At 72.4% G+C, this 13,531-nt stretch carries 11 protein-coding genes, 1 pseudogene and 1 riboswitch; of the genes and pseudogenes, 7 read left to right on the top strand and 5 right to left on the bottom strand.

Annotation, left to right across the window (positions count from 1 at the left end; all coding sequences use genetic code 11):
- Window positions 1-143 precede the first annotated feature (143 nt).
- The gene (gene fahA / locus RH94_RS30570) at window positions 144-1,355 is read right to left on the bottom strand and encodes a fumarylacetoacetase (protein WP_073951583.1); all 1,212 of its coding nucleotides are present in this window, start codon (window positions 1,353-1,355) and stop codon (window positions 144-146) included.
- A gap of 236 nt (window positions 1,356-1,591) precedes the next feature.
- Between fahA and RH94_RS30565 the strand changes: the two genes are divergently transcribed.
- Window positions 1,592-2,887, top strand: a complete 1,296-nt coding sequence (locus RH94_RS30565) for a carboxylate--amine ligase (RefSeq protein WP_107428867.1) — start codon at window positions 1,592-1,594, stop codon at window positions 2,885-2,887.
- Between the two features lie 85 nt (window positions 2,888-2,972).
- Window positions 2,973-3,779, top strand: coding sequence for an HAD family hydrolase (locus tag RH94_RS30560; protein ID WP_073951582.1), 807 nt, complete (start codon window positions 2,973-2,975; stop codon window positions 3,777-3,779).
- On the opposite strand, the gene RH94_RS30555 is transcribed toward RH94_RS30560, so the two are convergent.
- Window positions 3,776-4,270, bottom strand: a complete 495-nt coding sequence (locus RH94_RS30555) for a transglycosylase SLT domain-containing protein (RefSeq protein WP_073951581.1) — start codon at window positions 4,268-4,270, stop codon at window positions 3,776-3,778. The two genes, RH94_RS30560 and RH94_RS30555, sit on opposite strands and share 4 nt — an antisense overlap.
- Window positions 4,271-4,273: 3 nt before the next feature.
- A riboswitch (cyclic di-AMP (ydaO/yuaA leader) is annotated at window positions 4,274-4,465 on the bottom strand.
- A gap of 485 nt (window positions 4,466-4,950) precedes the next feature.
- On the opposite strand from RH94_RS30555, the gene RH94_RS30550 reads away from it, so the two are divergent.
- The 5 genes and pseudogenes from RH94_RS30550 to RH94_RS30530 all read left to right on the top strand — a co-directional run.
- Window positions 4,951-5,961 carry a polyprenyl synthetase family protein gene (locus RH94_RS30550; protein ID WP_073951580.1) on the top strand — a complete coding sequence of 337 codons (1,011 nt, stop codon included), beginning with the start codon at window positions 4,951-4,953 and terminating at the stop codon, window positions 5,959-5,961.
- A gap of 289 nt (window positions 5,962-6,250) precedes the next feature.
- Complete coding sequence (locus tag RH94_RS30545; RefSeq protein ID WP_073951579.1) at window positions 6,251-7,489, top strand: LolA family protein; 1,239 nt, start codon at window positions 6,251-6,253, stop codon at window positions 7,487-7,489.
- Between the two features lie 46 nt (window positions 7,490-7,535).
- Window positions 7,536-8,480 carry an ABC transporter ATP-binding protein gene (locus RH94_RS30540; protein WP_073951578.1) on the top strand — a complete coding sequence of 315 codons (945 nt, stop codon included), beginning with the start codon at window positions 7,536-7,538 and terminating at the stop codon, window positions 8,478-8,480.
- Window positions 8,467-9,342 (top strand): ABC transporter permease, encoded by an 876-nt coding sequence (locus RH94_RS30535; RefSeq protein WP_073951577.1) that lies wholly within the window; start codon window positions 8,467-8,469, stop codon window positions 9,340-9,342. The genes RH94_RS30540 and RH94_RS30535 overlap by 14 nt, the downstream gene beginning before the upstream one ends.
- A 164-nt stretch (window positions 9,343-9,506) precedes the next feature.
- Window positions 9,507-10,058: pseudogene (locus RH94_RS30530) on the top strand (hypothetical protein); the annotation flags it as partial.
- 42 nt (window positions 10,059-10,100) lie between these two features.
- Here RH94_RS30530 and RH94_RS30525 read toward each other — a convergent pair.
- From RH94_RS30525 to rarD, 3 genes are all read right to left on the bottom strand, one after another.
- Complete coding sequence (locus RH94_RS30525) at window positions 10,101-11,795, bottom strand: DUF4153 domain-containing protein (protein WP_079189254.1); 1,695 nt, start codon at window positions 11,793-11,795, stop codon at window positions 10,101-10,103.
- Window positions 11,796-11,955: 160 nt separating this feature from the next.
- On the bottom strand, window positions 11,956-12,435 hold the full coding sequence (locus RH94_RS30520; RefSeq protein WP_073951576.1) for a VOC family protein: 480 nt from the start codon (window positions 12,433-12,435) through the stop codon (window positions 11,956-11,958).
- 95 nt (window positions 12,436-12,530) lie between these two features.
- The gene (gene rarD, locus RH94_RS30515) at window positions 12,531-13,493 is read right to left on the bottom strand and encodes an EamA family transporter RarD (protein WP_079189253.1); all 963 of its coding nucleotides are present in this window, start codon (window positions 13,491-13,493) and stop codon (window positions 12,531-12,533) included.
- Between the last annotated feature and the right edge of the window lie 38 nt (window positions 13,494-13,531).

Raw genomic sequence — 13,531 nt, 5'->3', positions numbered from 1 at the left:
TCGTGCGGTGGTGGGGCGGTGGGGTGCGGCCGGCCGGCGCGCCGGGCGCGCACGGCCTGCCGCCAGTATGACGGTCACGGGCACCGGGAGTCAGGGGCCGGCGGCGACCGATTTCCCCGCCGCGCCGGCCACGGGCGTCCCCGTCACCCCGACACGATCCGTCCCGTCACCTCCCCGAGCCCCACCCGGGCGCCGTCCGCCCCCGGAGCCCAGGCCGACAGCGTCACCACGTCCCCGTCCTCCAGGAACGTCCGCTTGCCGTCCGGGAGTTCGAGGGGGTCCCGGCCGTTCCAGGTCAGTTCCAGCAGTGAGCCCCGTTCGCGCTCGGCCGGTCCGCTCACCGTGCCCGAGCCGTACAGGTCGCCCGTGCGCAGCGAGGCGCCGTTGACCGTCAGGTGGGCGAGCTGCTGCGCGGCCGTCCAGTACATGGTGGAGAACGGCGGCTCGGACACCACGTGACCGTTGATGGCGACGGAGATCCGCAGGTCGTAACCGCCGGGCTCCGCCGCGGAGTCGTCCAGGTAGGGCAGCGGCGGGTGCGTGCGCTCCGGCGGAGCCACCCGCGCGTGCTCCAGCGCGTCCAGCGGGGTGATCCACGCCGACACCGACGTGGCGAAGGACTTGCCGAGGAACGGGCCGAGGGGGACGTACTCCCAGGCCTGGATGTCGCGCGCCGACCAGTCGTTGAGCAGGCACAGCCCGAAGACGTGCTCGCGGAAGTCGCCCAGCGCCACCGGCTGCCCCATCCGTGACGGAACGCCCACCACGAAGCCGACCTCCGCCTCGATGTCCAGCCGGACCGAGGGGCCGAACACCGGCGCGGGGTCCGTGGGGGCCTTCCGCTGGCCCGAGGGGCGTACGACATCCGTGTCCGAGACCACCACCGTCCCGGAGCGGCCGTGGTAACCGATCGGCAGATGCTTCCAGTTGGGGGTCAGGGAGTCCGCGGCGTCCGGACGGAAGATCCGCCCGACGTTGCGGGCGTGGTTCTCCGAGGAGTAGAAGTCGACGTAGTCCGCGACCTCGAAGGGCAGGTGCAGGGTCACCGAGGGCAGCGGGTGCAGGAACGGCGCGACCGCCTCCCGGTGGGACGGCACCGTCACCCACTCGGTCAGCGCGCGCCGCACGTCCGTCCACGCGGTGCGGCCGGCGGCGAGCAGCGGGTTCAGGCTCGGCTGCGCGAGCAGGCCGGCGTACGGCGAACCGAGCGCCCGCGCCGCCGCCCCGGCGTCGAGGACGTGGTCGCCGAGCCGGACGCCGACGGTCCTCTCCGGCGATCCGGCGCGGGAGAAGACGCCGTAGGGAAGGTTGTGCGGACCGAAGGGGTCGCCCTCGGGGACCTCGAAGGGGGGCATGGGGTACTGCCTTCCTTTCCCGTTATCCACGTGAGCCACGTGCTTTCCATGTGGTCGCGCCACACGTTACGGGGGTACCGCCGTTCTTGGGCAGGGCCTAAAGAGTTTGCAATGTCCGAATTGGCCTTGTGGGAGGAGTCAATTCCGGCTTAGCGTCCTTTGGGGGACGCGGACGGGGTGGGTCCGCTCCATAGGGGGGACACGTGGGGGGACCCGTGGCCAGGAATGCCGTCAGTGTGCCTTTCCGGGCCGACCGTGAGGTACCGGGCCTGATCGTGAAGTTCGGGGACTACCCGCTGCACCACGGCGGGGTGGGTGCGATCCGCAGCCTGGGCCGTCTCGGCGTCCCCATGTACGCGATCACCGAGGACGCGTACACGCCCGCCGCCGCCTCCCGTTACCTCAAGCGCGCGTTCGTCTGGCCGACGCGGGGCACGGAGGGGGCGGACCACCTGGTGGAGGGTCTGCTGAGGATCGGCCGCCGCATCGGCCGGCCCGCCGTCCTCGTGCCCACGGACGAGGAGGCCGCCGTCCTGATCGCCGAACACCAGGACGAACTGGGGAGCCGCTTCCTCTTCCCGCGCGTCGCCCCCGGTCTGCCGCGCCGCCTGGCCAGCAAGCAGGGCCTGCACGAGCTGTGCGTGGAGCACGGCATCCCCAGCCCCGCGGCCGCCTTCCCGCAGTCGTACGACGACATCGTGGCGTTCGCCGACAGGGCCCGCTTCCCGGTGGTGGCCAAGAACCGCGAGGCGTTCGTACGGCGCAGCAGCCCCGCGGTGAACGGCACCACGAGGATCACCACCCGCGAGGGCCTGCTGACCCTCGCCCGCGACTGGGGCGAGCGGCCGGGGGTGATCCTCCAGGAGTACCTGCCGCGGGAGGAGGCCGAGGACTGGATCGTGCACGCCTACTTCGGCCGGGACGCGGCCCCGCTCGCGATGTTCACCGGCGTCAAGGTCCGCTCCTGGCCGCCGCACGCGGGGATGACGGCGAACGCGTACGTCGTCGACAACCCGGAACTCGCCGACCTCGCCGCGCGTTTCATCAAGCAGATCGGCTTCACCGGCATCGTCGACCTCGACCTGCGCTTCGACCGGCGCGACGGGCAGTACAAGCTCCTCGACTTCAACCCGCGCATGGGCGCCCAGTTCCGGCTCTTCGAGAGCGATTCGGGGGTGGACGTCGTGCGTGCCATGCACCTCGACCTGACCGGGCGCCCCGTTCCGGAGGGGGAGCAGCGCGCGGGTCACCGGTACGTCGTGGAGAACATCGACCTGCCCGCCCTCCTCGCCTACCGCCGCAGCGGCTACACGACGCCGCACGCGCCGGCGAGGGCGAGCGGGACGGAGCTGGCCTGGCTGGCGGGCGACGACCCGCTGCCGTTCCTCACCATGCTCGCGCGCTTCGTGCGGCCCGGCGCGAAGCACCTCCGCCAACTGTGGCGGACCAACCGCCGAGGCAGCGCACAGGTGGACAATTCCAGGGATTTCCCGCCCGGAACACCAAAACTCCCGCCCGGAAGGGAGGGTTGAGGGAAGACGGCCGGAACAGCCGTGCCCACGGCCGTCGTCCGGTTCCCGTCGAGTCGGCGGGGCGGAGGATACGTATTCTCTGATCATGGCCCCTCCCCCCGCATACGCCCTCATCGCCACTGACCTGGACGGAACGCTGCTGCGCGGCGACGACACCCTGTCCGAACGGTCCCTCGCCGCGCTCGCGCGGGTGGCGGACGCCGGTGCCCGGCACCTCGTGGTGACCGGACGGCCGGCGCCGAGGGTACGGCCGCTGCTCGACGCCCTGGGCACCACGGGGCTCGCGGTGTGCGGTCAGGGCGCGCAGGTCTACGACGCCGGGACGGGCCGTCTGCTGTGGTCGGTCACCCTGGACCGGGAACTGGCCGAGACCGCGCTCGGCAAGATCGAGGCCGAGGTGGGCGAGGTGTACGCCGCCGTCGACCAGGACGGCGTCGACGGGCTCACGCTCATCGAGCCGGGGTACCGCATGCCGCACCCGACCCTGCCCGCCGTACGGGTCGACCGGCGCGACGACCTGTGGCGCACACCCATCAGCAAGGTGCTGCTGCGCCATCCCGTGCTGTCGGACGACGAGTTGGCGGCGGCGGCGCGCGGCGTGGTGGGCTCCCTGGCCACGGTCACCATGTCGGGCCCGGGGACCGTCGAGCTCCAGCCGTGCGGCATCACCAAGGCGACCGGGCTGGCGCTGGCCGCCGAACGCCTGGGGCTGGGCCGTGAGAGCGCCCTCGCCTTCGGCGACATGCCCAACGACATCCCGATGTTCCAGTGGGCCGCCCGGGGTGTCGCCATGGCCAACGCCCATCCCGAGCTCAAGGCGGTGGCCGACGAGGTCACGCTGTCGAACGAGGACGACGGCATCGCCGTCGTCCTCGAACGACTGTTCGCTTAGTAGGCGCCGAAGACGTTGTCGATCGAGCCGTACCGCTTGGCCGCGTAGTTGCAGGCGGCGGTGATGTTCGCGACCGGGTCGTAGATGTCCCACGACGTGCCGTTCACGTGGTAGGCGCGGAAGGTCGGGTCGATGACCTGCAGCAGACCCTTGGACGGGATGCCCTTGGCCGCGTTGGAGTCCCAGAGGTTGATGGCCCGCGGGTTGCCGGAGGACTCGCGCATGATGTTGCGGTGGATGCCGTTGTAGGTGCCCGGGATGCCGTTCTTCTTCATGACCTCCAGGGAGGCCCGGATCCAGCCGTCGAGGTTGTTCGGGTATCCGACGCCCGCGACCGTCCTGACGGGGGCCCCGCCGGCCGGGGTCGCCGCGGACGCGCTGGTGGCGCCGAGGAGCGGAACGGCGAGGACGGCGGCGCCCGTGCCGGTGACGACGAGGGCGCGGACGGCGCGAGCTGTGCGGGAACGGTGGCGCTGACCCTTGGCAGGCATGGGGAATTTCCTCTCCGTCGCCTGCGAGGTGAGCTGTCGGGTTCGGGCGGGGAGGTGCCCGGCCGCGCCCTCGCGGGCACGGCTTCACCCCGAGCCGTTCCGGCGCGGCGTACGACACAGGACGTACGGCGCCCGGCCCGGCGACCTACCTGGGTCCCCCGCTCCTGCCGTGAGTGACTCGGTCGATGGATTCATGGGCGGCGGCAGGATTCGGCGTCCGCCCGTCGGCCGGGAACGTATGCGAGAGCACATGTCCGGAACAAGGGCCGGATTCACGGATCACCCTGTTTGACCTTGATCGGATGAGTATGGGGGGCTTGATCCTTTGCGTTCGTCAAGGCTCAACTGGCGTACGGGCAAAGGGAAAGCCGAATCGGCCGGGGGGAAATGGAACAGAGGGGTCGACGTGACCCAATTCACGGTTTGGTAATGCGGGGAGCAATTGCGACCAACGGGAATTGAAGCCCTAATAAGGGTGAATCGGACCACGTGGAGGGGTGTCCGTATGGGCCGTGTGGCGGGCGCGTGATGGTGGTCACGTCGGGTGATGCCGCCCGGCCCGTATCGCTGGGCGCCATCGGTGATCGAAACTTGACCGGATACGCTGACTTGAGTGATGGCAGCGACCTATCGACAAGCCGTGTGACCGCCAGCTGACACCAGCAGACAGGAGACCCCTCGTGACCGTCGTCGGGCCGTTCGGGCTGAACGTGCGGGACCAGGCTCTCGAAGCCGATGTCCAGACCGGGCTGACGGCTGTCGAGGAAGGGCTGCTCGAGGCCACCAAGAGTGAGGTCCCGTTCATCACGGAGGCCGCTCAGCACCTCGTCAGGGCAGGCGGGAAGCGGTTCCGCCCGCTGCTCGTGATGCTCGCCGCCCAGTTCGGCGACCCGTACGCGCCGGGGATCGTGCCGTCGGCCGTGGTCGTGGAGCTGACCCACCTGGCGACGTTGTACCACGACGACGTGATGGACGAGGCGGCGGTGCGCCGCGGAGTGGCCAGTGCGAACACCCGCTGGGGCAACTCCGTCGCCGTCCTGACCGGCGACTTCCTGTTCGCCCGGGCCTCCCAGATCCTCGCCGACCTCGGGCCGGAGGCGGTCCGGGTGCAGGCCCTGGCGTTCGAGCGGCTGGTCACCGGGCAGATCCTGGAGACGGCGGGCCCGCAGGACGGCCGGGACCCGGTCGACCACTACCTGGACGTGCTGGGCGGCAAGACCGGGTCGCTGGTGGCGGTGTCGTGCCGGTTCGGCGCGATGATGTCCGGTGCCGACGAGACGGTCGTGGACGTGCTGACGCAGTACGGCGAGCGGCTGGGCGTGGCCTTCCAGCTCGCGGACGACGTCCTGGACATCGCCTCCGACTCGCACGAGTCCGGCAAGACGCCCGGCACGGACCTGCGGGAGGGCATCGCCACGCTGCCGGTCCTGCGGCTGCGCGAACGCGCGGCCCGGATGGGGCTGGCCGAGGACGTCGCCCTGTGCGAGCTGCTGGCCTCCGACCTGAGCGACGACGCGCGGCACGCCGAGGCACTGGCGGCGCTGCGTACGCACCCGGCGCTGGAGCAGGCCCGCCGGGACACCGTGCGCTACGCCGAGGAGGCGCGGGCCGCGCTGGCTCCGCTGCGCGAGTGCGCCGCGAAGGCCGCGCTGACGGACCTGTGCGACGCGGTGGTGCACCGGGCCGGCTAGGACCGGGGCGACCGGGGCCGGTCAGGGCCGGTCAGGGGGCTCCGGCGACTGCTCCATTCGGGTGGCGCTCTCCACCCCGACCCCTACGGGGTGACGGAGGCGTCGCCCTTTTCTTGTCATACCGCAGGCGTACACGAGTTGGCTCCCGGGTCTGACGCTTCCGCACGGCCGATTTGGTCATATGGAGTCCATGGACCACACCACTCCTCACCGATTCGGGTGAGAATGGCGGCTCGGGGTGGACCCAGTGCGAAGGACAGCCGCCGCCGACGACGGAGGTAGGGCACACATGGCACCGTACGAATCCGACGACAACGCGGGCGCCGGGGAGGTCGACACCCCGTACTCGGGACGGCGCAGGGCCGTGCGCTACGTCGTCCCGGTCACGGTGGTGGGGGTGGCGGCGGCGACCATCGGGCTCGTCCCGGCACTCGCCGACTCCGGCGACCCCGACCTGCCGAAGGTCACCGCGCAGCAACTCATCGAGAAAATCGCCCAGTCGGACGTCCAGCAGCTGTCCGGCACGGTCAAGATCAGCACCGACCTGGGCCTGCCCGACCTCGGCGGCCTGGAGAGCGGCCTGATCTCCGGCGTCGGCAAGGGCGGTGAGGGATCGTCGGCCGACCCGGCGTCCAAGCTGACCGAACTGGCCTCCGGCACGCACACCCTGCGCGTCGCGGCCGACGGCCAGGACCGGCAGAAGGTCTCGCTGATCGAGAAGGCGGCCGAGTACAGCCTCATCCACAACGGCAAGGACGTCTGGGGCTACGACAGCAAGTCGAACGAGGTCTTCCACGGCACGGCGGCCGACAGCGGCGGGAAGCACAAGGACGAAGTGCCCGCCCTGCCCAAGGACTTCGCCGACCAGGCCCTGAAGTCGGTCGACGACACCACCTCGGTGACCGTCGACGGCACCGCGCGGATCGCCGGCCGCGACGCCTACCGGCTGGTCGTCAGGCCGAAGCACGCCTCCGGCACCACGGTCGGCGCGATCAGCATCGCGGTGGACGCCAGGACCGGGCTGCCGCTGAAGTTCACGCTCACCCCGGCGAGCGGCGGCGCCGCCGTCGTGGACGCGGGCTTCACCCAGGTCAGCTTCGCCAGGCCGGCCGCCACCACGTTCGACTTCACCCCGCCCAAGGGGGCGAAGGTCACCGAGGAGAAGGACGCCGGCAAGGACGTCGGTGAGGACGCCGGCAAGGGCTCCGGGCCGGGTGCGCGCTTCCGGGACTCCGGCCCGGAGCGGAAGGACCACGCCGAGAGCGGCGGCCCGACGGTCCTCGGCAAGGGCTGGAACTCCATCGCCGTGTTCGACTCCGGCGCCGAGGGCGGCGTCCCGTCGCCCTCCGGCAACGGCGACACGGGCGGCTTCCTCGGCTCGCTCGGCGACCGCGTCTCCGGCACGTTCGGCAAGGGCACGGTCTTCTCCACCCGCCTGATCAACGCCCTGATGACGGACGACGGCAAGGTCTACGTCGGTGCCGTCACCAAGGACGCACTGGTGAAGGCGGCGAACACCGGGCGGTGACGCCGCGCGGTGCGCACGCGACGGGCACGACGGAACGAGGAAGCCGATGGACGAAGGGGAAGGCGGCGTCATCCACACCCGCGGGCTGACCAAGCGCTACCGCGGCGGGCAGCTCGCCGTCGACGGTCTCGACCTGACCGTCCCGGCGGGCAGCGTCTTCGGCTTCCTCGGCCCGAACGGCTCGGGCAAGACCACCACCATCCGCATGCTGATGGGGCTCGTCGAGCCCACCTCCGGCACGGCGCGGGTGCTGGGGCACGCCGTGCCCCGGTCCTCGCGCGCCGTGCTGCCCCGGGTCGGCGCGCTCATCGAGGGCCCGGCCCTGTACGGATTCCTGACCGGCCGGGACAACCTGCTGCGCTACGACGCCGCCGACCCGGCCGCCGACCCCCGCACCCGGCGTGCCCGGGTCGCCGCCGCGCTGGACCGGGTGGGCCTGACGGCGGCCGCGGGCAAGAAGGCCAAGGCGTACTCCCTGGGCATGAAACAGCGCCTCGGCCTGGCCGCGGCCCTGCTCCAGCCGCGCGAGCTGCTCGTCCTGGACGAGCCGACCAACGGCCTCGACCCGCAGGGCATGCGCGAGATCCGCTCCCTGGTGCGGGAGCTGGCCTCCGACGGCACGACCGTCTTCCTCTCCTCCCACCTGCTGGACGAGATCGAGCAGGTGTGCACCCACGCGGCCGTCATGGCCCGGGGCCGGCTGGTCACCCAGGGAGCGGTGGCCGAGCTGGCCGCCGGCGCGCGCGGCCGGCTGGTGGTGACCACGCCGGACGCCGGGGAGGCGGCCCGGGTGCTGAAGGAACAGGGCGTCGGCGACGTCGTCGCCGACGAGGACCGGGTGACCGGCGACCCGCCGGAGCGCGACCTCGCCGAGGTGAACGCCGCGCTGGTGACGGCGGGCGTCCGGGTCCGCGGCTTCGGGCTCGAACGGGCCTCGCTGGAGGACGCGTTCGTCGCACTCACGGGGGAGGGCTTCGATGTCGCGGGCTGAGGCCGCCGTACGCGCCCCGAGTCCGCTGTGGACCCTCGGGCTGCTGCGCAGCGAGCTGGCGATCACCTTCCGGCGCTGGCGCACCCTCGCCCTGCTGGGCGTGCTGGCCGCGGTGCCGGTCCTGGTCGGGGTGGCCGTCAGGATCGAGACGGGGGGCGGCTCCTCACCGGGCCACGGGGGAGGCGGTGACGGGCCGGCGTTCATCACGCAGATCACCAACAACGGACTGTTCCTGGTCTTCACCGCGCTGGCCGCCACCCTGCCGTTCTTCCTGCCGATGGCCGTCGGCGTGATCGCGGGCGACGCGATCGCCGGGGAGGCGAACGCGGGCACCCTGCGCTATCTGCTGGTCGCCCCGGCCGGCCGCACCCGCCTGCTGCTGGCCAAGTACGCCGCGACGATGGCGTTCTGCCTGGTCGCCACCCTCGTGGTCGCCGTCTCGGCGCTCGCCGTGGGCGCGCTGCTCTTCCCGCTCGGCGACCTGACGACCATCTCCGGCACGCGGATCGGCTTCGCCGAGGGTCTGGGCCGGGCGCTGCTGATCGCCCTCGTCGTCGCCGCCTCCCTGACCGGCCTCGCCGCCCTCGGCCTGTTCGTCTCGACGCTGACCAACAGCGGCATCGCGGCGATGGCCACGACCGTGGGCCTGCTGATCACCGTCCAGATCCTGGACCAGATCCCCCAGCTCCACGCGGTCCAGCCGTATCTCTTCTCCCACCACTGGCTGTCCTTCGCCGACCTCATGCGCGAGCCGGTCTACTGGGACGGCCTGCTGAAGAACCTCCAGCTGCAGGCCCTGTACGCGGCGGTGTTCGGCTCGGCGGCCTGGGCGCGGTTCACGGCGAAGGACATCACCGCGTAGGGGCCCGCCCCGGTGACGGCGTCGGCCACCGGTTCCTGGTGCGAGTCTGTGACGTCGCGGTGACGCGGGCGAGGCAGGCGGGCGGCGAGACTCGGCAGTATGCGTACGACTGGAGGGCATTCACCCGACTGGTGGGGGAGCCGATGTCCCGACTGAGCCGCGAGCCCGCCCCCGCCCGCGGTTTCGACGCCGTGGCCGAGGCCGTGCTCGGCGAGGACCCCAGGACGGTGGTCGGCGGAACGGGCGCCGTCCTGCTCGCCGAACCCCTGGCGCGGATCAACGCGGCCGTGAGGGAGGGCCGTATCGACGAGGCGGCGGCGGTGGCGGAACGCACCGCGGCGCAGGCCTCCAGCACACTCGGCCCGGACCACCCCGAGCTGCTGCGCCTGCGCGAACTGACCGCCTACATCGCCTACTTGGCGGGCGACCCGCTCCGTTCCTGCCGTCTCTGCCTCGACCTCGCCCGCATCCACCGCCGCAACCGCGACGCGGAGGCCGCCTACGGCGGCGTCCAGAGCGCGGCCACCGCCTGGCGCGCGGTCCGCGACCCCGAGCAGGGCCTGCGCCTCGGCCGCGACCTGATCGGCCTGTGGACCGAGCTCACCGCCGAGGACGGCCCCGCCGCCGGCGACGTGGAGCAACTGCGCTCCGCCCGCGCCCGCATGGGCCGCCTCGCCGAACGAGCCCGCGGCGCGACACCCCCGGCCGCGGGCTGACCCGTCCGGCGCCGCCGTCCCGGCACCTCGGGGCCGTCCCGGTCAGGGGGACTCGATGCGGTACTCAATGCCCTCCCACTTGCTGTGGCAGGGTCCCGGGTCCGCCGCCGGCGGCCGTTCCTCGAGGATCCGCCGGGCGCGGATCTCTCCCCAGCTGATCTCGTACCAGGGCGCCGTCGCCGGACCGAGCCCCTGCGCCAGGGCGTCGAGGACACAGGACCGCATGGGCTCTTCCAGCCTGTCCAGGGCGGGGACCGCGTCCGCCGAGAGGCCACGCGCGTAGTCCAGGTCGAACTTGTGGGTCTTCTCGTAGCGCCGCACGTTCTTCTCGGCGATCAGTCCGTCGGGAGAGGCCAGGCCGAAGGCGAGGACCCCGGCAGCGGCCGACGCGGCGACGGCGCGGGGCAGCCAGCGCGCGCCCCATGCTCCGGCGGCCATGATCAGCAGGATGACCAGGCCGAGCCACAGCTCCACGGCCACGACGGAGATCCGCAGCCGGGTCAGCCCGTACGCGTCGACGTACATGTCCATGCGCCGTACCGCCGAAGCGACCACGATCAGGGTGAGGGCGCAGAGGGTGCCGAGGACTCCCCGCACCAGGTTCCGGTCACCGGGCCCGCCGCGTGGTGCCCAGCGCAGCGCGAGGACGATGACCAGGAGGGTGAGGAGCGTGGCGGTGAGGAGTTGCCAGAAGCCCTGCCGCGCGTACTCGGAGTAGGTCTGGCCGGTCTTGTCCAGGACGGCCTGGTACCCGCCGAAGAGGACGGCGAGCTGGATGGCGTTGAAGACGGCGAACAGCGCGCACAGCACGAGCAGGGGGAGCGCCCATTCGCCCCGGCCGCGGGCGCGGCCCCGACCGGTCTCGAAGCTGTCCCACCGCCCGGGGGCGGCGGCGCTGTGTGCCGCCGCGAGGGCGCCGAGGAGTCCGAGGGCGAACATCATCAGCCGCCAGGGACCCTCGCCGACGGAGGCGTCCGGGACCAGCCTGCTCAGCAGGTCGGCGAAGGCCGCGTCGGCCCCGGCGAACAGCGCGCCGAAGACGAGGAGGAGCACGGCCGTCACGGCGAGGGCGCGCAGCGCGGAACCCATGGTGCCGGAGGCCTTGCCGGCCCGGGTGCGCACTCCTCGCCAGCCCCACGCGGCGCCCTTGAACAACGAGTCGACCAGCCCGATGGGGGTGAGGACGACGCCGGTCCAGGTCCGCGAGCCGTGGAGGGCGAGCGAGGCGAGACCGAGGGCGGCGGCCATGGCGAGGAGAGAGGGCCACTGGGCGGCGCGGAGCGCCGGAATTAGCAGGAGGGCGAGTCCTCCGACGCCCCAGGCGAGCGTCCAGGGGCGGGCCCGCACCCGGCCCGTCTGGCGCGCGGCGAAGTACGCGGTGAGCGTGGCCGGCAGGGCGACGAGGAACAGATTGACGCCCACACCGTCGTCGAGTAACACCATGCTGAGCACGCCGGTGGCGAGCGCCGCCCAGAGGACGGCGGTGCTCACGGTGGAGGGCGGCTCGCGGCGCAGGTCGGCGAACCAGAGGTCGGGGGTGTGGGCGCCCGCGTACAGGGGGCTGGGAGCAGCGAGCGGTAGGTGCGGCGGGTGTCCGGCACCGACGGTTTCGCCGGACCGCGTGCCCGCCGCCGCGCGCGACCTGCCCTCCGCCTCTCCCCCGGTCACTTCGGGTATGCGCTCCGCCGGCCGGGACCGCTCGGACGGTTCGACGGGCACAGGTGGTTTCTCTGTCATGGGACCCCCTCCCAACCGGCCCCTGAACGCACGTACTCGGGTGCGTCGAGCGGGTACCGGTGTCGCTTGCGAAGCCGACCGCCGTGATCGTCAGGGCGGCGTGCCCGCAAGAGTAGCGGGGACGCGGACATGCCATGCCCCACTGATCCGATCCGGCCCGCTACGCCACACAGAACTCGTTGCCCTCCGGGTCCGCCATCACCACCCACTCCCCGGCAGGCTCCCGCACGTGGCGCAGCACGCTCGCGCCGAGTGCCTCCAGCCGTTCCACCTCGTCCGCGCGCCGGCCCTCGCCGGGATGCAGGTCGAGGTGGAGCCGGTTCTTGCCGGCCTTGGCCTCCGGCACCCGCTGGAACAGCAGCCGCCTGCCCAGCCCGGTGCCGCGCTCGGGGTCGTACGGGTCGTCCGGGTGCCGTACGGCGATCAGGTCCCGGAAGGCCGGGCGGCCGTGGAACTCGACGGTGGCCCCGCCCGGCAGCGCCCCGAGCTCCAGCAGCCGCTCGACGAACGCGCTGTTGTCCTCCACCTCGTAGCGCAGCGCGGCGGCCCAGAAGTCGGCCTGCGCGTGCGGGTCGGTGGCGTCGATGACGAGCTTCCAGTGCAGCGGGGCGGGTGTGGAGGCCGCGGACGTCTGTGGCATGTGTCACTTATATCGGCTGACGACCGGCGGCCCGGCCGCTTTTCGTCTCCCGGCTCACCGTGTGCGGCACCCGGCCCCGGGCCCCGCGGCGACGCCTACGCGTCCACCGGGTCCGCGCTCGCCACCGCCGCCGTCCGGGGGGCGCCGATCCGGGCCCTGAGTACTGCCGCCCGCCGGGCCGTGCGCAGGCCGTCCCAGGTCAGGAGGGTCAGGGCCAGCCAGACCAGGGCGAATCCGGCCCAGCGTTCGGCGGGCATGGACTCGTGGAAGTAGACGACGCCCAGCAGGAACTGGAAGACCGGGGCCAGGTACTGCAGCAGACCCAGTGTGGACAGCGGCACCCGTATCGCGGCCGCGCCGAAGCAGACCATCGGCAGCGCGGTGACGATGCCCGTGGAGGCGAGCAGGGCGGCGTGCCCGGCGCCCTCGGCGGCGAAGGTGGAGCGGCCCTGCGCGCTCAGCCACAGCAGATAGGTCAGGGCGGGCAGGAACTGGACGGCGGTCTCGGCGGCCAGCGACTCGACGCCGCCGAGGTTGACCTTCTTCTTCACCAGACCGTAGGTGGCGAAGGAGAAGGCCAGGCACAGGGAGATCCACGGCGGGCGGCCGTAGCCGATGGTCAGCACCACGACGGCGGCGGCGCCGACGCCGACCGCCGTCCACTGCACGGGTCGCAGCCGTTCCTTGAGGAGCAGCACGCCCATCGCGATGGTGACCAGCGGGTTGATGAAGTAGCCGAGGGAGGCCTCGACGACGTGCCCGCTGTTCACGGACCAGATGTAGACGCCCCAGTTGACGGTGATCACCGCGGCGGCGACCACGACGAGGCCCAGCCTGCGCGGCTGCCGCAGCAGTTCGCCGACCCAGGCCCAGCGGCGTACGACGAGCAGCGCGGCGGCGACGAAGACGAGGGACCACACCATGCGCTGGGCGAGGATCTCGACCGCCCCGGCGGGCTTGAGCAGCGGCCAGAAGAGGGGGACGAGCCCCCACATCCCGTAGGCGGCTATGCCGTTCAGCATTCCTGTGTGCCGTTCACCCCTCGGCTTCCCGCTCAAGAGATCCTCCTTCATGCCGTGGCCGCGTGCCGTGCGGC

The organism is Streptomyces kebangsaanensis (genome assembly GCF_001906585.1).
Lineage (GTDB): Bacteria > Actinomycetota > Actinomycetes > Streptomycetales > Streptomycetaceae > Streptomyces > Streptomyces kebangsaanensis.
Note: the sequence above shows the minus strand (reverse complement) of the source record. Positions and strands in the feature narration are given on the sequence as shown.